At 61.9% G+C, this 18754-nt stretch carries 20 protein-coding genes; 16 read left to right on the top strand and 4 right to left on the bottom strand.

Annotated elements, in window-relative coordinates:
• Positions 1-11: 11 nt before the first annotated feature.
• From ACEN84_RS20245 to ACEN84_RS20180, 14 genes are all read left to right on the top strand, one after another.
• On the top strand, positions 12-431 hold the full coding sequence (locus tag ACEN84_RS20245; protein ID WP_413709699.1) for a cobalamin biosynthesis protein: 420 nt from the start codon (positions 12-14) through the stop codon (positions 429-431).
• Between the two features lie 72 nt (positions 432-503).
• Positions 504-1454, top strand: a complete 951-nt coding sequence (locus tag ACEN84_RS20240; protein ID WP_413709698.1) for a nucleoside hydrolase — start codon at positions 504-506, stop codon at positions 1452-1454.
• Between the two features lie 187 nt (positions 1455-1641).
• Positions 1642-2481 (top strand): uroporphyrinogen-III C-methyltransferase, encoded by an 840-nt coding sequence (gene cobA, locus ACEN84_RS20235; RefSeq protein WP_413709697.1) that lies wholly within the window; start codon positions 1642-1644, stop codon positions 2479-2481.
• Positions 2478-3785, top strand: a complete 1308-nt coding sequence (locus tag ACEN84_RS20230) for a cobyrinate a,c-diamide synthase (protein WP_413709696.1) — start codon at positions 2478-2480, stop codon at positions 3783-3785. Before cobA ends, ACEN84_RS20230 begins: the two co-directional genes overlap by 4 nt.
• The gene (gene cobD, locus ACEN84_RS20225) at positions 3782-4783 is read left to right on the top strand and encodes a threonine-phosphate decarboxylase CobD (protein ID WP_413709695.1); all 1002 of its coding nucleotides are present in this window, start codon (positions 3782-3784) and stop codon (positions 4781-4783) included. The genes ACEN84_RS20230 and cobD overlap by 4 nt, the downstream gene beginning before the upstream one ends.
• Positions 4780-5760 (top strand): adenosylcobinamide-phosphate synthase CbiB, encoded by a 981-nt coding sequence (gene cbiB / locus ACEN84_RS20220; protein ID WP_112715203.1) that lies wholly within the window; start codon positions 4780-4782, stop codon positions 5758-5760. Before cobD ends, cbiB begins: the two co-directional genes overlap by 4 nt.
• 149 nt (positions 5761-5909) lie before the next feature.
• The gene (locus ACEN84_RS20215) at positions 5910-6338 is read left to right on the top strand and encodes a L,D-transpeptidase (RefSeq protein ID WP_112715201.1); all 429 of its coding nucleotides are present in this window, start codon (positions 5910-5912) and stop codon (positions 6336-6338) included.
• Between the two features lie 176 nt (positions 6339-6514).
• Positions 6515-6793, top strand: coding sequence for an acyl carrier protein (locus ACEN84_RS20210; RefSeq protein WP_027513277.1), 279 nt, complete (start codon positions 6515-6517; stop codon positions 6791-6793).
• Positions 6794-6908: 115 nt separating this feature from the next.
• On the top strand, positions 6909-7391 hold the full coding sequence (locus ACEN84_RS20205) for a 3-hydroxyacyl-ACP dehydratase FabZ family protein (RefSeq protein ID WP_112715199.1): 483 nt from the start codon (positions 6909-6911) through the stop codon (positions 7389-7391).
• Entirely contained in the window at positions 7388-8593 is a 1206-nt protein-coding gene (locus tag ACEN84_RS20200; RefSeq protein ID WP_413709694.1) for a beta-ketoacyl-ACP synthase, read from the top strand. The genes ACEN84_RS20205 and ACEN84_RS20200 overlap by 4 nt, the downstream gene beginning before the upstream one ends.
• 11 nt (positions 8594-8604) lie before the next feature.
• Positions 8605-9891 carry a beta-ketoacyl-ACP synthase gene (locus ACEN84_RS20195; RefSeq protein ID WP_413709693.1) on the top strand — a complete coding sequence of 429 codons (1287 nt, stop codon included), beginning with the start codon at positions 8605-8607 and terminating at the stop codon, positions 9889-9891.
• Between the two features lie 54 nt (positions 9892-9945).
• Positions 9946-10974 (top strand): zinc-binding dehydrogenase, encoded by a 1029-nt coding sequence (locus ACEN84_RS20190; RefSeq protein ID WP_112715193.1) that lies wholly within the window; start codon positions 9946-9948, stop codon positions 10972-10974.
• A gap of 4 nt (positions 10975-10978) precedes the next feature.
• The gene (locus tag ACEN84_RS20185; protein WP_413709692.1) at positions 10979-11914 is read left to right on the top strand and encodes a lipid A biosynthesis lauroyl acyltransferase; all 936 of its coding nucleotides are present in this window, start codon (positions 10979-10981) and stop codon (positions 11912-11914) included.
• A 186-nt stretch (positions 11915-12100) separates the two neighbouring features.
• The gene (locus ACEN84_RS20180) at positions 12101-12808 is read left to right on the top strand and encodes a PAS domain-containing protein (RefSeq protein WP_413709691.1); all 708 of its coding nucleotides are present in this window, start codon (positions 12101-12103) and stop codon (positions 12806-12808) included.
• Positions 12809-12817: 9 nt separating this feature from the next.
• Here the strand turns inward: ACEN84_RS20180 and ACEN84_RS20175 are convergent, their stop codons facing one another.
• The 3 genes from ACEN84_RS20175 to ACEN84_RS20165 are packed head-to-tail and all read right to left on the bottom strand — an operon-like array spanning position 12818 to position 14166.
• Positions 12818-13411, bottom strand: coding sequence for a YdeI/OmpD-associated family protein (locus ACEN84_RS20175; RefSeq protein ID WP_413709690.1), 594 nt, complete (start codon positions 13409-13411; stop codon positions 12818-12820).
• A 2-nt stretch (positions 13412-13413) separates the two neighbouring features.
• Positions 13414-13767, bottom strand: a complete 354-nt coding sequence (locus ACEN84_RS20170) for a VOC family protein (protein WP_413709689.1) — start codon at positions 13765-13767, stop codon at positions 13414-13416.
• A complete protein-coding gene (locus ACEN84_RS20165; RefSeq protein WP_413709688.1) occupies positions 13768-14166 on the bottom strand; it encodes an SRPBCC family protein in 399 nt (132 codons plus the stop codon).
• 186 nt (positions 14167-14352) lie between these two features.
• On the opposite strand from ACEN84_RS20165, the gene gndA reads away from it, so the two are divergent.
• A complete protein-coding gene (gene gndA, locus ACEN84_RS20160) occupies positions 14353-15783 on the top strand; it encodes an NADP-dependent phosphogluconate dehydrogenase (RefSeq protein WP_130278106.1) in 1431 nt (476 codons plus the stop codon).
• 238 nt (positions 15784-16021) lie between these two features.
• On the opposite strand, the gene ACEN84_RS20155 is transcribed toward gndA, so the two are convergent.
• Positions 16022-17062 (bottom strand): substrate-binding domain-containing protein, encoded by a 1041-nt coding sequence (locus ACEN84_RS20155; protein ID WP_130278107.1) that lies wholly within the window; start codon positions 17060-17062, stop codon positions 16022-16024.
• 456 nt (positions 17063-17518) lie between these two features.
• On the opposite strand from ACEN84_RS20155, the gene ACEN84_RS20150 reads away from it, so the two are divergent.
• Positions 17519-18751, top strand: a complete 1233-nt coding sequence (locus ACEN84_RS20150; protein WP_413709687.1) for an ABC transporter substrate-binding protein — start codon at positions 17519-17521, stop codon at positions 18749-18751.
• Positions 18752-18754 lie beyond the last annotated feature (3 nt).

Genomic DNA, 18754 nt, shown 5'->3' with positions numbered 1-18754 from the left:
GGATTCCGCAGATGACCGGCTCCAGCACAGACAGGGCAAGGCTCTACGTTCTCGGCCTCGGCTGCGACCGGGGAGCGGATGCTGCCGAGGTTGCGGCGCTGGCGCGGCAGGCGCTGGAGGCTGCGGCGATCGGTGCGGATGATGTCGCAGCCATCGCTTCGATCGACAGCCGCAGGGAGGAGCTGGCGATCCTCGCTGTGGCCGATGAGCTCGGCGTTGCCGTCTCCTTCTTCACCGCTGCGCGGCTGGAAGAAGAGACGCCGCGGATCAGGAATCCCTCAGCCATCGTCTTTGCCCGTGTCGGCTGCCATGGCGTGGCGGAATCGGCTGCACTTGCTGCGGCGGGGGCAGACGCGGAGCTCGTGGTACCCAAGATCAAATCGGCGCATGCGACGGCGGCTGTCGCGCGCATGCTGTTGCAGAAAGAATAGCGGGCGTTATGGTGGCTGCCAGCTCGCGGAGCGCCCCAGGGCATCTGCGACGAGAATGAGAAGGAATATTTCATGCATAAGGTCATTTATGACACGGACCCGGGCGTCGATGACGCCATGGCGCTCCTCTTCCTGCACCGTCATCCGGAAATCGATCTGATCGGCATCACCACGATCTTCGGTAATGCCTCGATCGAAACGACGACGCGCAATGCGCTGTTCCTTAAGCGCGAATGGAACATTGCCGCCCCGGTTGCCAAGGGCGCCAACGTCACCTTCGATCCGTCGCGCAAGGAGATCGGCTGGCCGACCTTCGTGCATGGCGATGACGGTCTCGGCAATATCGGTGTCCCCGCGACCATCGACCTTCCCACCGATCCGCGCCCGGCGCACCGCTTCATCATCGAAACCGTTCGCGCCAATCCGGGCGAGGTGACGCTGGTTGCCGTCGGCCGCATGACCAATCTGGCGCTGGCGCTGAAGGAAGATCCTGAGATCGCCAAGCTGGTGAAGCAGGTCGTCATCATGGGCGGCAATTTCTATGTGCCGGGCAATGTCTCGCCGGTCGCCGAAGCCAATATTCATGGTGATCCGGAAGCCGCCGATGCCGTGATGACGGCGCCGTGGAAGGTGGCGATCATCGGTCTCGATGTCACCGCGATCACGACGATGAGCCGCAGCTACCTGAAGGCGGCGGCCGACAAGGGCGATGCGGCGGTGAAGCTGCTGAACGACCTTTCGCAGTTCTATATCGACTTCTACAAGCACGCCGTCGAAGACGGCATGATGGTGCATGACAGCTGCGCCTGCGTCTACGTCGTGGCGCCGGAGCTGTTCACCACTGTTACGGGCGCCGTGCGCGTCGTCTGCGGCGGCATTGCTGATGGCCAGACGATCGTCAAGCCGGACGGGCGCCGTTTCCCGCCGGGCGATTGGGACAACCTGCCGAGCCAGACCGTCTGCACCGGCATCAAGTCGGAAGAGGTCATCGATCTCATCCGCGATACGCTTCTCCGGGCCTGACGCCCCAAGAGGGTCGGGCGTTTTGCGTCCGGCCCCGTTTTGTCGAGTCCAATCAAATTCATCCGGCCGTCTGCTCAGATTTTGAGTCGGCTTCTTCGTAAATTGAGTCGGCTGTCAGACGGCAATTGGCGATTGCCATGACGCCGTTGCCGTTGACCTCGCGGAATGGCGGGCATAGACCACCTCTATGATCGAGAATGCGTTCGCCCATCTGCCGGCACTGGAGCCGGGAACCGTCTGGCTCGTCGGTGCAGGGCCGGGCGATCCCGGGCTGTTGACGCTGCTGGCTGCCAAGGGGCTTTCGGAGGCCGATGTCGTCGTTCACGATGCGCTGGTCAACGAGGAATGCCTGAAACTGGCAAGGCCGGATGCCATCCTCGAATATGCCGGAAAGCGCGGCGGCAAGCCGTCGGCCAAGCAGCGCGACATCTCGCTGCGGCTGGTGGAATTGGCGCGCTCCGGCAAGCGCGTGTTGCGGCTGAAGGGCGGCGATCCCTTCGTCTTCGGCCGAGGCGGTGAGGAGGCGCTGACGCTCGTCGAGCACAATGTTCCGTTCCGCATCGTGCCCGGCATTACCGCGGGGATCGGCGGGCTCGCCTATGCCGGCATTCCGGTGACGCACCGGGATATCAATCATGCCGTGACGTTCCTCACCGGGCATGATTCTTCGGGGATCGTTCCCGATGCGATCAACTGGGATGCCATCGGGCGGGGCTCGCCCGTTATCGTCATGTATATGGCGATGAAGCATATCGCGCAGATCAGTTCGTCGCTGATGGCTGCCGGGCGCAAGGCTGACGAACCCGTCGCCTTCGTCTGCAATGCGGCCACCAGCGGGCAGCAGGTGCTGGAAACCACGCTTGGCGAAGCCGCTGCTGCGGTCGAAGCCTCCGGACTGGAGCCGCCGGCGATCGTCGTCGTCGGCGAGGTGGTGCGGCTGCGTTCGTCGCTCGACTGGCTCGGCGCCCTCGGCGGACGCCGCCTTCAGCCCGATCCCTTCCGGCAGAGCGGAAAGGAGACGGCATGAGCGGCCTCCTGATCGCGGCACCGTCCTCCGGCTCGGGCAAGACGACGATCACGCTCGGGCTTCTGCGCGCGCTGCGCAATCGCGGCGTGGCGGTGGCGCCCGGCAAGGCGGGGCCCGATTATATCGATCCGGCCTTTCATGCGGCTGCGAGCGGGGCGCCCTGCCTCAACTTCGACCCCTGGGCGATGCGCCGCGAGCTGATTTCGGCCAATGCGGCGATCCATCGCCAGGGCGACCGCATTCTCGTCATCGAGGCGATGATGGGTCTCTTCGATGGCGCCGCCGACGGCAAGGGCACCGCGGCCGATCTTGCGGCGATGCTCGGGCTCTCCGTCGTACTCGTCGTCGATGCCTCGCGAATGTCGCAGTCGGTCGCGCCGCTGGTCAGCGGCTTCGCGAGCTTCCGCGCCGATGTGCGGATTGCCGGCGTGATCCTCAACAAGGTGGGCAGCGAGCGTCACGAGATGATGCTGCGCACCGCGCTCGACGCGATCCGCATGCCTGTCGTCGCCGTCATCCGCAGCGACAAGACGCTGGCGCTGCCGGAGCGGCATCTCGGCCTCGTTCAGGCCGGGGAGCATGCCGGCCTCGAAGCCTTCATCGATCATGCTGCCGAGGCAGTCTCGGACGAGTGCAATTTCGAATTCCTGCTGCGGATCGCCCGGCAGGGGCTGAACATCGCCTCGACCGCTAACATCAGGCGTCTGCCGCCCCTAGGCAAGAAGATTGCCGTTGCGCGCGATATCGCCTTTGCCTTCTGCTACGAGCATATGCTGCTCGGCTGGCGCCGCCGCGGGGCGGAGATCTCCTTCTTCTCGCCGCTCGCCGACGAGGCGCCAGCGGCCGATGCCGATGCGATCTATCTGCCGGGCGGTTATCCCGAACTGCATGCCGGAGAGATCGCGTCTGCCGCGAATTTCCGGCGCGGGATGCTGGATGCCGCGAAGAGCGGGACACGGATTTACGGCGAGTGCGGTGGATACATGACGCTGGGCGAGGGGCTTGTCGATGCTGAAGGTGTCAGGCACGAAATGCTCGGCCTGCTGCCGCTGGTGACGAGCTATGAAAAGCGCAGCCGCCATCTCGGCTATCGTCGTGTCCGGCCCGTCGATAGCGGCTTCTTTGAAGCGCCGATGACCGGGCATGAGTTTCACTATTCGACCGTCGTCTCGGAAGGCGATGCCGACCGGCTGTTTTCGGTGACCGATGCGCTCGGCACCGATCTCGGTCAGGCCGGGTTGCGGCGCGGGCAGGTGGCCGGGTCCTATATGCATATGATCGATCTCTCCGGGGAAACGGCATGAGCGGTCCGATCGTGCATGGCGGCGGGATCACCGCTGCCGCCGCCGAATTCGGTGGCAGGCCGGAGGACTGGCTCGACTTGTCTACGGGTATCAATCCCTGTCCGGTGAAGTTGCCCGAAATACCGCAATCCGCATGGCACCGGCTGCCCGACCGGCATTTGCTGAATTCCGCCGTCGAAGCGGCGCGCGACTATTATCGTAGCGGGCCGCTCTCGCCGTTGCCGGTGCCCGGCACGCAGTCGGTCATCCAACTGCTGCCGCGCCTCGTTGTGCCGGGAAGCCGCGTGGCGGTGGTATCGCCCACCTACGGTGAATACGAGAAGGCCTTTCGCAGCGCCGGATGCGAGGTGGATACCGTTTCCAGCCTTGATGAGATTGGTGACGGCACGATGCTGGCGGTCGCGGTCAATCCGAACAATCCGACCGCCAGGCTGCATGATCGCGACAGCCTGATCCATCTGCATGATACGCTGAAGGCGAGGGGCGGTTATCTCATTGTCGATGAGGCCTTCGGCGACATCGCGCGCGGGGAAAGTCTTGTGCCATCGGCGGCCGAGCTCTCCAACCTGATCATCTTCCGGTCTTTCGGGAAGTTCTTCGGCCTTGCGGGTCTGCGCCTCGGCTTCGTCATCGCTCAAGACAGCCTGCGGGCGAAGTTCGAGGATTGGCTTGGTCCCTGGGCTGTCTCCGGCCCGGCTCTGTCGATCGCTACTGCATTGCTGCTGAGCGACCCCGCGCCGATCGTTGCCGGGATTGCCGAGCGGAATGCGGGGCTTGTCGCGGTGCTCGAGGCTGCAGGCCTGGCGGTCACCGGTAACGCAGCCTTGTTCACGCTTGTCGAAGACAAACGCGCCGGCGATCTCTATAGGCATCTCTGCCGGCATCACATTCTGGTTCGCAGGTTCGACTACGCGCCTCATTGGCTGCGCTTCGGCCTCGGGCCAGACCGATCTGCGGACCGCAGGCTGGCGGCCGCACTGGAAAGCTTTGACGCATGACGATCGACGAACATCTGCTCGTACTTCTTCTGGCCCTGCTTCTTGACCGGATCGCCGGCGATCCCGAGTGGCTCTGGTCGCGGGTGCCGCATCCGGTCGTGTTGTTCGGCAAGGCGATTTCCTATTTCGACCGCACCTATAATGGCGAGACGCTGACGCGGCCCGAGCGGCGGCTGAACGGAACGGCGTCGATTGCCGGCCTGCTGTTCGGCAGCGCGATCGCCGGATTGGTGCTGCACTGGTTCTTCAATCTCTTCGGCGTCATCGGCATCGTTCTGGAAGTGATCTGCGTCGCGGTCTTCCTGGCGCAGAAGAGCCTTGCCGATCACGTCTCCGATGTTGCGGACGCGCTTCGCTCGGAAGGGATTGCCGGTGGGCGCCGCGCCGTGTCGCGCATCGTTGGCCGCGACCCGGAGACGCTGGACGAGCCGGGTGTTTGTCGCGCGGCGATCGAGAGTCTCGCCGAAAACTTCTCCGACGGCGTCGTTGCGCCGGCGCTCTGGTATGCGGTGCTCGGCCTGCCGGGCCTCTTCATCTATAAGATGCTGAATACGGCGGACTCGATGATCGGTCACAAATCCGACCGCTATATCGACTTCGGCTGGGCTTCGGCGCGGCTCGACGATATCGCCAACTGGCCCGCCGCGCGGCTTTCGATCTTGCTGATCGCTGCCGGTGCCTGGCTGCGCCGCGGCGCCCATGCCTGCAAGGAAGCCGTCCAAGTGGCGATCCGCGATGGCGGGCTGCACCGTTCGCCGAATTCCGGGCGGCCGGAGGCGGCGATGGCAGGCGCGCTCGATGTGCAGCTCGCCGGCCCGCGCGTCTATTCCGGCATCGTCGTCAGCGAGCCGATGATCAACGGCGCCGGACGCGACACGGCGACGATCCGCGACGTCGAGGATGGCGTTCTGGTGTTCAACGGCAGCTGCATGATCCTGGCGATCACTGTCTTCTTGGCCTTCCTGTTCTTCCTCTGACGGCGTTACCTGTCGTCTCAAAGTACAGTTTCTTGCAATGCTGCGTTATCTTTCCGATTACCAAGCGCCTTAAGTCAAAATAATCAGTATCTTTATAAGCTTCTTCTCACCGGTCCGGATCGCCAGTGTCCTGCCGAAGAGGGGAAGTCATGAAGACGTTTATGGCGGCTGCTGCCGCGTGCCTTTTACTGCAGTTTACTCCTGCAACCGCGAGTGCCGCCAATCTCGTTGCCAAGGTCAGCCTGGGATCGCAGACGATGACGGTGACGCAGAACGGTTTCGTCAAATACCGCTGGAAAGTATCGACCGCGCGGCGCGGCTATGTGACCCCGACGGGGTCGTGGTCCGCCAAGTGGCTGTCGCTCAATCACCGCTCGCGCAAATACGACAATGCGCCGATGCCCTATGCCGTGTTCTTCAACGGCGGCTATGCCGTTCATGCGACATTTGACCTCAAGCGGCTGGGCCGCCCGGCCTCGCATGGCTGCGTGCGGTTGCATCCCGACAATGCGGCGCAGTTCTTCTCCATGGCAAAGCAGGCGGGGCTTTCCAATACCCGCGTCGTCATCACGCAATAGCTGTTGCAGCGATCATCTGCTATCGAGGTCCGGGAAGGTGTTTCCGGGCCTTGCGCGCATTGCTGTTTCGGCAACAGTTGCCATGCAAATTTGAAACGTGCTTGAGCGAAAGCATTGGCTTTTGAAATGGATTTGCCTATGAGGGGGATAAATTCGTTGTTCAAAGAGGTAAGCGCGTGACCGCTACATTCGATAAAGTTGCCGACATCATTGCAGAAACCAGCGAGATCGACCGCGAGACGATTACGCCGGAGAGCCATACGATCGACGACCTCGGTATCGACAGCCTCGATTTCCTCGACATCGTCTTCGCGATCGACAAGGAATTCGGCATCAAGATTCCGCTCGAAAAGTGGACCCAGGAAGTGAACGAAGGCAAGGTTTCCACCGAAGAATACTTCGTGCTGAAGAACCTCTGTGCAAAGATCGACGAGCTGCGCGCCGCCAAGGCTTGAAGCAACACCGCCGTCTTTTTTATCCGCCCTGCCACTGCAAACCGTAGCGGCCGGGCGGTTTTGTTCCTAACTAGGCGTAACCGGCGCGGCTTTTCGCGACGGGCCGGAGGATCCGATGCTGCTGGAATATTTCCAGATGATTGACCGCATCGAAGCGGTCGACCTTCAGAAGGGCGTGCTCAAGGCGCGTTCCGTGGTGCCTGCAAAGAGCCCCGTCTTCGAAGGTCATTTCCCGGGTATGCCGCTCGTTCCGGGCGTGCTTCTCATCGAAACCATGGCGCAGGCCTCGGGCATGCTGGTGCTGGCCGCGACCGATTTCGCCGCCATGCCGTTCCTGATGTCCGTCGACGGCGCCAAGATGCGCACCTTTGTCGAGCCGGAAGCGGTGCTCGACATCGAGGCGTTCCTGGAACATGACGGGTCCGGATTTGCTGTCACCAAGGCAAAGATTACCAGCGGCGGCAAGAAGGTCTGCGATGCGCAATTGAAGTTGCGCACCATGCCTTTCAGCGAAGTTCCGCTCGGCGATATCGTGAAGAAACGTGCTGGCGAAGTCGGCCTGATGGACGCGATCGCAGCGCAGGGAGTGAAGGAATGAGCAAGGCTCAGAATGATGTCGTCATCACCGGCGTCGGTATCCTGACCTGTCAGGGCGTCGGCAAGGACGCGCATGTCGCGTTGCTGACCGGCAATGGCGCGCCGCCCGTCATCGTCGAGACGGAAAAGTTCAAGCCCTATCCGGTGCATCCGCTGCCGGAGATCGACTGGTCGCAACAGATCGCCAAGCGTGGCGACCAGCGCCAGATGGAAAACTGGCAGCGCATCGGCGTTTTCACCGCGGGCCTGGCGCTCGACGATGCCGGTTTCAAGGATGATGCGGAAGCCTGCGGCACGATGGACATGATCGTCGCGGCCGGCGGCGGCGAGCGCGACATCAATGTCGATACGCTGATCGTCGACGAGGGCATGAAGCGCAACGACCGCGAGCTGCTGTTGAACGAGAAGCTGACGACGGAACTGCGCCCGACGCTGTTCCTGGCGCAGCTGTCGAACCTAATGGCAGGCAATATCTCGATCGTCCACAAGGTCACCGGTTCGTCGCGGACCTTCATGGGCGAAGAGGCCTCGGGCATCTCCGCCGTGGAGACCGCCTTCTGGCGCATCAAGTCCGGCGAATCCACGCATGCGCTCGTCGGCGGCGGCTTTGCTGCCGAGCGCGAGGACATGCTGCTTCTGACCGAAGCGATCGGCGCCAATGCGCAGGGCGAATGGGCGCCCCTCTGGTCGCGTGAAGACGGCGCTGGCGGCGGTCTGATCTTTGGATCGGGCGGCGCTTTCCTGGTGCTCGAATCCCGCAAGCATGCGGAAGCGCGCGGCGCGCATATCTATGCGACCATCGATTCCATCGAAGGCGACCGCGGCAATCGCGCTGCCGGCAATTTCGAGAAGCGTCTCGAGCGTCTGCTGGAGCCGGCCTCGAAGCTTCCTGCCGAGGGCACCGTGGTGTTCTCCGGCGCGACCGGCATGCATGAGATCACGGCCCGCGAAAAGGCCGTTCTTGAGAACAAGCTGCCCAGTGCTGCCATTCGCGGCTATTCCGGTGTTTCCGGCGTCACGCTCGAAGCCCAATTCGGTCTCGGCCTGGCTTTCGCAGCTCTGGCCATCGGCGCCAAGGCCAAGGTGCCGGCATTCGATGCGGCGCATGAAAAGCCGATGAATGCGGCCGCCAAGGCTGCCGTCGTCACCACGGTCGGTCATCAGCGCGGCGAGGGCGTCGCCGTTCTTTCCGCGGAAGCGTGAGGAGTTTTCACATGACAGAAGCTGCTTACAAGGATCACCTCGGCCGCCCGATCGTTGCGGTCACCGGCATGGGCATCATCACCTCGCTGGGGCAGGGCCTGAAGGATAACTGGTCGGCGCTGACTTCAGGCACGTCTGGTATCCACAACATCACCCGTTTCCCGACCGAGGGGCTTTCGACCCGGATCGCCGGAACCGTCGATTTCATCGATATCCCGGTGCCGAACGCCGTCGAGCGCTCTTTTGCCTTCGCGCGCGAAACGACGATCGAGGCTCTCGCCGACGCCGCTATTTCCGGCGATTTCAACGGTCCGCTGTTCCTCGCCGCGCCGCCGATCGAGCCGGAATGGAGCGCCCGCTTCGAGCTTGCCGACCGTGCCCCGCCATCCGATCATCCGGGCGATGCCTATGAGCGCTTTCTGGCGGCAATGCGCCAGCGGACCGATGCTTCCTTCCATGAGGCGGCCCTTTTCGGCGCGATCTCCGAGCGCCTTGCCGACCGTTTCGGCACGCGCGGCCTGCCGGTGACGCTGTCGACGGCCTGTGCCTCTGGCGCGACCGCCATCCAGCTCGGCATCGAAGCGATCCGTCAGGGTCGCACCGACCGTGCGCTTGCCGTTGCGACCGACGGCTCGCTCAGCGCCGAAGCGCTGATCCGTTTCTCGCTGCTTTCGGCTCTCTCGACCCAGAACGATCCGCCGACCAAGGCTTCCAAGCCGTTCAGCAAGGACCGCGACGGCTTCGTCATCGCCGAAGGGGCTGCGACGCTCGTGCTGGAATCGCTGGAATCGGCGATCGCCCGCGGCGCCAAGATCCTCGGCATCATGAAGGGTGCCGGCGAGAAGGCCGACAGCTTCCACCGCACCCGTTCGTCGCCTGACGGCGGCCCGGCGATCGCAACGATCCGCGCGGCTCTCGCCGATGCCGGTCTCGACGAAAGCGCCATCGGCTACATCAATGCCCATGGCACGTCGACGCCCGAGAACGACAAGATGGAATATGGCTCGATGCTTGCAGTCTTCGGCGAACGCATGGCCTCGATTCCGCTGTCGTCCAACAAGTCGATGATCGGCCATACGCTGACGGCTGCCGGTGCAGTCGAGGCCGTCTTCTCGTTCCAGACGATGCTGACGGGCACGCTGCCGCCGACCATCAACTACAACAACCCGGATCCGGCCATCGTTCTCGATGTCGTGCCGAACAAGAAGCGCGATCAGCAGGTTTCGGCCGTGCTGTCGAACTCCTTCGGTTTCGGCGGACAGAACGCCAGCCTTGTCATGGCGCTCGAACCGGCTTAATCGGTTCCGACAAAATTCAGAGATAAGAACGCCTGAAAGGCGAGAGGTTTTGCCATGCGCGCATTGCAATTGATCGACGACCGCAAACTGGAAACCGTGGACCTTCCGGAACCGGAGGCTCCCGGTGCCGGTGAGGTAACGCTGCGCGTGAAAGCCGTGGCTCTCAACCATATCGACGTCTGGGGCTGGCGCGGCATGGCCTTCGCCAAGCGCAAGATGCCGCTGGTCATCGGTGCGGAAGCGTCTGGTGTGGTCGAAACGATCGGCCCAGGTGTTGCCAATGTGCTGCCGGGTCAGCTGGTATCGATCTATGGCGCGCGCACCTGCGGCCTCTGCCGCCCGTGCCGCGAAGGCCGTGACAATCTCTGCGAACATGTCTCCGGCGTTCATGGCTTCCATCTCGATGGCTTCGCTCAGGAGAAGGTCAACCTTCCGGCCCGTCTGCTGGTTCCGGCACCTCCCGGTGTCGATGCTGTCGGCGCAGCTCTTGCTCCTGTGACGTTCGGTACTGTCGAGCATATGCTGTTCGACAATGCCAAGCTTGAACCGGGCGAGACGATCCTCGTCCATGCCGGCGGTTCCGGCATCGGCACGGCGGCAATCCAGCTTGCCAAGAAGATCGGCTGCACTGTCATTACGACGGTCGGCTCTGACGACAAGATCGAGAAGGCGAAGGCCCTCGGTGCCGATCACGTCATCAACTACCGCACCGACCGCTTCGAGGGCGTCGTGCGCAAGCTCACCAAGAAGAAGGGCGTCGACGTCGTCTTCGAACATGTGGGCAAGGATACCTGGGCTGGCTCGATGCTCTGCATGAAGCGCGGCGGCCGTCTCGTCACCTGCGGCTCGACCTCCGGCGTCTCCACTGACATGAACCTGATGATGCTGTTCCAGCAGCAGCTGAAGCTGCTCGGCTCGTTCGGTTGCCGCATGGAAAACATGGCCGACGCCATGCAAAAGATGGGCCGCGGTCTTGTGCATCCGGTCATCGATACCGAAGTCGGCTTCGACGATATCGACCGGGCGCTGGAGCGCATGGAATCGCGCCAGATCTTCGGCAAGATCATCCTGAAGATGGACTGATCTTGTGAAGCTTTTCATCACCCGGATCGTTCTGAAGCTCGAGCATTTCCGCCAGTGGCTAATCGCCCAGCTGATGTTCGGGTTTCTGAACTTCCTGAAGATCTTTCCGGCTGACGGCGCGATCCGCTTTGCAGACTGGCTGGTGCGCAAGATCGGCCCGCGCATGCCGCGACACAAGCTGATGCTCGTCAATCTGCGCAACGCCTTTCCGGAAAAGAGCGATGCCGAGATCGAAGAGATTGCGCTCGGCAGTTGGGGCAATATGGGCCGGCTGGCGGCCGAGTACGTCTTCCTCGACCGGCTGTTCGACTTCGATCCGGAGCGCAGCGAGCCGGGCCGCGTCGAGGTGTCGGGGATCCCGCTATTCCTCGATCTACGCGACAATCCGCGCCCGTTCATCGTCTTTACCGGTCATACGGGCAATTTCGAGCTGCTTCCGGTCGCAGGCGCGGCCTTCGGTCTGCACGTGACCGTGCTGTTCCGTCCGCCGAACAACCCCTACGTGGCGCAGAAGGTCTTCGATTTCCGCAGCGCGCGCATGGGCAAGCTGGTGCCGTCGCATGCCGGCTCCTCCTTCACGCTGGCGCGTCAGCTCGAGGCAGGGCAGGGCGTTGGCGTCCTCGTCGACCAGAAGTTCCGGAAAGGGCTGAAGACCAAGTTCTTCGGAATCGACGTCACCACCAATCCGCTGGTGCCGAAGCTCGTGCGCCAGTTCGATTGCGAGGTCTATCCGGCCCGCTGCATCCGCTTGCCAGGTAATCGCTACCGTCTGGAGATCGAGCCGAAGTTCGAAATCCCGCGCGACTCAAAGGGCAATCTCGACCTGACAGCCATGGCCCAGATGCTGAACGACAAGGTCGAATCCTGGGTCCGGCAGTATCCGGAGCAGTGGCTCTGGTACCACGACAGGTGGAAAATCAAACAAAAAGTGCTCAACTAGCGCTCTTCACCCCCAAAATTCATATGTAAGAATATGACCGCCGTTTTCGTTGAATGTGAACGGTGTTCATGTTAATGCTCGCTACCAAGGCGAGTAGCCGGTTGGCACAGATCGAGAATCGACGGGCTGGCGGTGAAAACTGACATATGCTGGTTTCCCCTATGTATCAGGGGATTGGGGGGCATATTGCTGGAACTGCTGCAGGCATTCTCATCCCGTTGTGCGCAGATCGATGCCGCGATCCGCGCTGGCGACGATCATCGAGTCTCAACCCTTGATAGCAGCGTCGATGATCTCATCGACGCAATAGTTAAGTATCAAGCTACGAATGTACTCGAGATCTACATGCAACTTCAGTTCGTGGTCTATCTGCTGGAGCAGAATGCCGACGACTGCGCAACGGTGACCAATCACGCGGCGACGCTGTCGCATCTTCTCGACCGCTATTTCGGCAATCCGGTGAAACGCCGCCTGCCGCAGGCGGCCGAACGCATGCCAGAGCCGGAGGGCTACCTGCCCAATATGGACAACGGCAATTTCCTGAATTCGGCGATCCTCGAGACACTGCCGGATCGTGTCGCGGTGCTGACGCGCGATTACCGCTATCTCTATTCGAACCCGGCGAACTGTACCTATCTCGGCCGCAAGCCGATCGACATGATCGGCCGCCACGTCGCCGAGTTCATCGGGCCGGAGCGCTTTGCCGAGACCAAGGCGAATTTCGACGCCTGCTTTGCCGGCGAGCGGCGCGAGTATAACTACCAGCGTGCTTCGGCCGAAGGCATGAAGCTGATCCGCTGCCGGATGTCGCCGCTGCGCGACAGTGGCGGGCGGGTGATCGGCGCGCTGGTGATGATGGAGAATGTCAGCGCGCCTGAGGCGGTGAAGGCCTGAAGCCTCGCGTCAATCGTTGAGGCCCTTGCCGGCGAGGATCTGCGGCGTCGCCTTCTCGATCCTGGATTCCCGCGTCTTGGCCTGTTTCGGCTGGGCGAAGTGCAGGAGATAGGCGCGCTGCCGGCCGGGTGTTAGCGCTTCGAATGCCGTCTTCAGCGAAGGCGTGCTGTCGATCTTTGCCTGGAATTCCTCGGGCACGGCAAATTCATCCGTGCCCTTGAAATCCACCTTGGCGCCGGAGCGTTCGATCTCTGCGGCCTCGGCGACATAGGCTTTCAGCACATTCTCCATGCCTGAAATCTCGGCGGCATTGGTGAAGCGGATCTGCCGGGCGGCCTGGACGTTCTTGGTCTGCTGGATCAGTACGCCGGCCGTATCGGTCATAAGTGCGCCCTTGAAGAACAGCGGGGCGCAATAGTCCTTGAAGCCGTGGATCAGTACGATATTGGCGCCATTGAGCGTATAGCAGGGCTCGCCCCATTTCAGGTCTTCGCTCAGCCCGGTATCGAGGAGGATGCTGCGCAGGCGCGTGAATTCCTCCTGCCAGCTGTCTCGGCGGCTGAAATAGGCGTCTACCTTGGGGTTCGTCACTGTTTGAGGCATGCTCAATCCTTGCTCCAGACCGCAAGCTCGTAGCCGTCGGGGTCGCCGAAATGAAAGCGGCGGCCGCCGGGGAAGGCGGTGATCGGCTTGACGATCTTGCCGCCGGCGCGCTCGACAGCTGTGAACGAGGCTTCGAGATCGTCCGCGTAGAGAATGACCAACGGGCCACCCGGCTGCGGCTTGCCCATCGTCGTGAAGCCGCCGGTCAGGCGGCCGTCGCCGAATTCGCAATATTCCGTCCCGTAGTCGGTGAAGCTCCAGCCGAAAGCGGCGCCGTAGAATGCCTTGGAGGCGGCGATATCGGCAACCTTGAACTCGATATAGTCGATACGCAGGGTCGTCGGATTTCCAGCCATCTATTTCTCCATCAATGCCTTGAGCGCGTGCAGGTCTTTCTCGACATGGGCAGCGTCGGCGGCAAATTGCGCGTCGGTCATGCCGGGCTGCTTCAATAGCGTGAACATGACCTCGCAGCCATCGCCGTTCGGCACGATGCGCAGCGCATTGTAGACGCGAAGGCCGCTCTCGATGGTCACGGTATGATCGATGATGCCGAAGGGATTTTCCGGCACGAAACTGACCCTGACAGTGCCGAGGACGCCGCGAGCGACCCAATCGTCGCCATCCCGGTCGAGGCCGGTTGCCAGGCCAGATGCCCAAAGCGGCATGTTCTCGGGCTTTCCGGCGAAGTGGTAGATATCCTGCCAGTCGCGGTCGATCGAACAATGCACGATCTTCGCGGTCATCGTCGTCATCATGGCCTCCCATGGGCGCAAAGTGCGGCCCCGCATCTCCTCAGATGGGGCCGTCGCGCCATCGATCAATATCGCGCCAGTGCTCTGACGTCGATTCCGGAGAACCATTTAGGCCGCTTCCCGTCTTGCCGTTTCGGGCTGGGAGTGCCAAAACACCGGTCGAATTTGACTCATCGGAGGATTGTCGTGGAAAAGGCAGAAATCGGACTGATCGGCCTTGCCGTCATGGGTTCCAACCTGGCGCTGAACATTGCCGAAAAGGGCAACAAGATTGCGGTTTTCAACCGTACGCCTGAGAAAACGGATGAATTCTACGAAAGCGCCGGCGATCTGAAGAAGCAGATCATTCCGTGCAAGACGATCGAGGAATTCGTCGAGGCGATCCGCCCGCCGCGCCCGATCATCATCATGATCAAGGCAGGTGAGGCTGTCGACCAGCAGATGGAACTGCTGCGTCCGTACCTCTCCAAGGGCGACATCATGATCGACGCAGGCAATGCCAATTTCCGCGATACGATCGCCCGTTTCGACCGCCTGAAGAATACCGACCTGACCTTCATCGGCATGGGCGTTTCCGGCGGCGAAGAAGGTGCGCGTCACGGCCCGTCGATCATGGTCGGCGGCACGGAAGACAGCTGGAAGCGCGTCGAGAAGGTGCTGACCTCGATCGCCGCCAAGTACAAGGGCGATCCCTGCGTCGCATGGCTCGGCAATGACGGCGCCGGTCACTTCGTCAAGACGATCCATAACGGCATCGAATATGCCGACATGCAGATGATCGCAGAAATCTACGGCATCTTCCGCGATGGTCTCGGCAAGAACTCGCAGGAGATCAGCAAGATCTTCGGCCAGTGGAACAAGGGTCGCCTGAACTCCTACCTGATCGAGATCTCCGAGAAGGTGCTGGCCGCCACCGACCCGATCTCCAAGGGCTCGATGGTCGACATGATCCTCGACAAGGCTGGCCAGAAGGGCACCGGCAAGTGGTCGGCGATCGAAGCGCAGAACATGGGGATCCCGGCGACCGCCATCGAAGCCGCCGTTGCTGCCCGCTCGATCTCCTCGATGAAGGATCAGCGCGAAGCTGCCGAAAAGATCTTCGGCAAGCCGGATTACAAGTTCCCGATCGCTTACGGTCCCGAGCTCGACAAGGATCTGGAACTGGCGCTGTTCGCCGCCAAGATCGGCGCCTATGCGCAGGGCTTCGCCGTCATGGCCGAAGCATCCCGCGAGTTCAACTGGTCGCTGCCGATGCCGACGATTGCCAAGATCTGGCGCGACGGCTGCATCATCCGCTCGCAGTTCCTCGACGAGATCACCTCGGCCTTCACCAAGGCGCCAGACGCAGCGAACCTGATCGTCACGCCTGCCTTCTCGGAGATGGTCAAGGAATCGATCCCGGCGCTGCGCCGCGTCGTCACTGCCGCCCTGCAGGCCGGCCTGCCGGTTCCGGCGCTGACTTCGGCGCTGACCTATTTCGACGCCTATCGCCAGGGCCGTGGCACTGCCAACCTGATCCAGGCGCAGCGCGACTTCTTCGGCGCCCACGGCTTCGACCGCCTCGACGGCAAGGACTTCCACCACGGCCCCTGGGGCAGCGGTGCGGCGACCTTCTGAGGTTGCTTCCAGGAATAAGAAAAGCCCGGTTTCGACCGGGCTTTTTTGTTCCAGTCGCTACCTCTACTCCCTCATTCCTGTGCTTGTCACAGGAATCCAGTGCGCCCCAGTCTTGGGGCGCGGGAGAATTCTTTCTTAGAAATGAGTCATTGACCGCGCAGACGCGCGGTCGCTGGATTCCTGTGACAAGCACAGGAATGAGGGAGGGAGGCATGCTGCGCGCCGCCCTGAAGCGCTCTCAGCCCCGCCCATCCGCCCAGACCGGCTTGCTGACGCTCTGCAGCAGCTCCGGTTCGATGCCGTCGATGCGGGCGATGACGGCTTTGGCCATTTCGCGGCCGGCGTGGCGGACGTCTTCGTAGGCGGTGATGATTTCCGGGCGGATCCAGTTGAGGATCGGGGCGGATTCCTTCGAGACCATGTCGACGTCCTTGCCGAGGTGCTTGCCGGCAGCCTCGATCCCGGCGTTGACGGCAATGGCGGCGCTGCCGGCGGAACAGACGATGCCATCGGGAGCATTCGGCGAGCGCATCATCGCCTCAATGGTATTCCTGATCTCGTCGAGCGGCGCATCGATGTTGACGCGCAGCGGCACTTCCTCGGCGCCGTAGTCATGCAGGCCGGTCTGGAAGCCGATGCGGGTATGGGCGTAGTAGGTGAGCTTGCTCGGCGGCTGGAGCAGGGCGATATGCCGGCGTCCGCGATCGACGAGACGCTGCACCGCCTGGTGGGCGAACGCCTCGTTGTCGAAGTCGTGATAGGGATGCACCAGCCCGGCATCGGTGCGGCCGTGGGTGGCGAAGGGGATGTTCTGCTCGGCAAGCAGCCGCACGCGCGGATCGTCAGGCTCGATGCGCGAGATGATGACGCCGTCGGCCGATCCCGTGTCGAGGATATAGCGGACCGGCATCATCGGGTCCTTGCTGTGCGAATGCGGGGTGACGACGATATGGTAGGGCGTACCCGTCAGCACTTCAGATATGCCGAACACCATCTGGCTCGAAAAGCCCATGATCTCTTCGTCGATCGACAGGACGAGGGCGATGACATTGGTCTTGCCGGTGCGCAGGCGCACGCCGGCACGGTTCGGCTGGTAGCCCAGCTGGCGCGCCACCATGCGCACCCGCTCCTTGGTTTCGGCGCCGATATCCGGCGCGTCCTTCAAGGCGCGTGAAACGGTGGTAATGCCGAGACCGGTCATGAAAGCGATCGTCTTGAGCGTCGGACGCTCACGTTGGACGGCCGCCGCCGTTCCCCCGAAATTTCCCTTGCTTTCCATAGGCCTAAGGTACCCTCACGCGAATTGCGTCTGCTTATAGATGCTTTTTCGAAACGCCGTAAGCGCCGCAGCATCCAAAAGCGTCTCCTCCCTGAGAAATAAAATCTGTAACGATACAGTAGAAAAGTCGAGCACTTTTTGATGTTTGCGCCGCAGCAATAGACGCATAGGTTGAATCGTCTAAAATCGCACAGTTTTTTTGCGCCTGCGAAGCGTGTTTCGTTGGAATTTTCGACATGTCTTGAGAATTACGATGTTAAAACAGAGTTTTAGTCTCAGAAGTGCATTGCGGCATTGGCCGCACAGAATTGCGCCATCCCTGTCCGATTTGTGAATTATGGACAGGCATTGGTAGCAAAGGGGTGACTGAAAGAAAATTTTACGAGCAGGCTGTTGCGCCAAAAAATCGATTGCACTAAGTTTTTCCGGCAACGTTTCAGTGAGGGAGGAGAACTCATGAATATCCGTTCGTTCGCGGCAATGCTCGCCGCTTCCGTCATCATTCCGCTTGGCGCAGCCCAGGCAACCGATCTCGAAGTCACCCATTGGTGGACCTCGGGCGGTGAAGCTGCGGCTGTCGCAGAACTCGCCAAAGCATTCGACGCCACCGGCAACAAGTGGGTCGACGGCGCCATCGCCGGTTCCGGCGGTACCGCGCGTCCGATCATGATCAGCCGCATCACCGGCGGCGACCCGATGGGCGCCACGCAGTTCAACCACGGCCGCCAGGCTGAAGAACTCGTCCAGGCCGGCCTGATGCGTGACCTGACCGATGTCGCGACCGCAGAACACTGGAAGGACATTGTCCGCCCGTCGAACCTGCTCGATTCCTGCACGATCGACGGCAAGATCTATTGCGCTCCCGTGAACATCCATTCCTGGCAGTGGCTGTGGCTCTCGAACGCTGCCTTCAAGAAGGCCGGCGTCGAAGTGCCGAAGAACTGGGATGAATTCGTCGCCGCTGCTCCGGCTCTCGAAAAGGCCGGCATCGTGCCGCTCGCCGTCGGTGGTCAGGCATGGCAGTCCGCAGGCGCCTTCGACGTTCTGCTGCTGGCGCTTGCCGGCAAGGACACCTTCTACAAGGTCTACAAGGACAAGGACGCGGAAACCGCTGCCGGCCCCGAGATCGCCAAGGTCTTCAAGGCTGCCGACGACGCCCGCAAGATGTCCAAGGGCACCAACGTGCAGGATTGGAACCAGGCAACCAACATGGTCATCACCGGCAAGGCTGGCGGCCAGATCATGGGTGACTGGGCGCAGGGCGAGTTCCAGCTCGCCGGCCAGAAGGCCGGTGTGGACTACACCTGCCTTCCGGGCCTTGGCGTGACCGACATAATCGCAACAGGTGGCGACGCCTTCTACTTCCCGCTGCTGAAGGATGAAGAGAAGTCCAAGGCGCAGGCCGTTCTCGCCAAGACACTGCTCGACCCCAAGACCCAGGTTGCCTTCAACCTGAAGAAGGGCTCGCTGCCGGTTCGTGGTGACGTCGACCTCGGCGCTGCCAACGACTGCATGAAGAAGGGTCTCGACATCCTTGCCAAGGGCAATGTCGTCGAGTGGACCGACCAGCTGCTTTCGGCCGACAGCCAGAAGCAGAAGGAAGACCTGTTCTCCGAGTTCTTCTCGACCTCGATGAGCGTGGCTGACGCCCAGAAGCGCTTCGCCGACATCATCGGCTCTGCCGACTGATCC

It is taken from the genome of Rhizobium sp. Rhizsp82 (assembly GCF_047325115.1).
Lineage (GTDB): Bacteria > Pseudomonadota > Alphaproteobacteria > Rhizobiales > Rhizobiaceae > Rhizobium.
This window is presented reverse-complemented; position numbering and strand designations above follow the sequence as displayed.

Bases quoted from the DNA above. Each gene is read 5' to 3' on its own strand.
- ACEN84_RS20200 (WP_413709694.1), top strand. From the start codon at position 7,388: ATGAGCAAGGCTCAGAATGATGTCGTCATCACCGGCGTCGGTATCCTG.
- ACEN84_RS20195 (WP_413709693.1), top strand. From the start codon at position 8,605: ATGACAGAAGCTGCTTACAAGGATCACCTCGGCCGCCCGATCGTTGCG.
- ACEN84_RS20175 (WP_413709690.1), bottom strand. From the start codon at position 13,411: ATGCCTCAAACAGTGACGAACCCCAAGGTAGACGCCTATTTCAGCCGC.
- cbiB (WP_112715203.1), top strand. From the start codon at position 4,780: ATGACGATCGACGAACATCTGCTCGTACTTCTTCTGGCCCTGCTTCTT.
- cobD (WP_413709695.1), top strand. From the start codon at position 3,782: ATGAGCGGTCCGATCGTGCATGGCGGCGGGATCACCGCTGCCGCCGCC.
- ACEN84_RS20170 (WP_413709689.1), bottom strand. From the start codon at position 13,767: ATGGCTGGAAATCCGACGACCCTGCGTATCGACTATATCGAGTTCAAG.
- cobA (WP_413709697.1), top strand. From the start codon at position 1,642: ATGATCGAGAATGCGTTCGCCCATCTGCCGGCACTGGAGCCGGGAACC.
- ACEN84_RS20155 (WP_130278107.1), bottom strand. From the start codon at position 17,062: ATGGAAAGCAAGGGAAATTTCGGGGGAACGGCGGCGGCCGTCCAACGT.
- ACEN84_RS20165 (WP_413709688.1), bottom strand. From the start codon at position 14,166: ATGACGACGATGACCGCGAAGATCGTGCATTGTTCGATCGACCGCGAC.
- ACEN84_RS20245 (WP_413709699.1), top strand. From the start codon at position 12: ATGACCGGCTCCAGCACAGACAGGGCAAGGCTCTACGTTCTCGGCCTC.
- ACEN84_RS20205 (WP_112715199.1), top strand. From the start codon at position 6,909: ATGCTGCTGGAATATTTCCAGATGATTGACCGCATCGAAGCGGTCGAC.
- ACEN84_RS20215 (WP_112715201.1), top strand. From the start codon at position 5,910: ATGAAGACGTTTATGGCGGCTGCTGCCGCGTGCCTTTTACTGCAGTTT.
- ACEN84_RS20190 (WP_112715193.1), top strand. From the start codon at position 9,946: ATGCGCGCATTGCAATTGATCGACGACCGCAAACTGGAAACCGTGGAC.
- ACEN84_RS20240 (WP_413709698.1), top strand. From the start codon at position 504: ATGCATAAGGTCATTTATGACACGGACCCGGGCGTCGATGACGCCATG.
- ACEN84_RS20150 (WP_413709687.1), top strand. From the start codon at position 17,519: ATGAATATCCGTTCGTTCGCGGCAATGCTCGCCGCTTCCGTCATCATT.
- ACEN84_RS20230 (WP_413709696.1), top strand. From the start codon at position 2,478: ATGAGCGGCCTCCTGATCGCGGCACCGTCCTCCGGCTCGGGCAAGACG.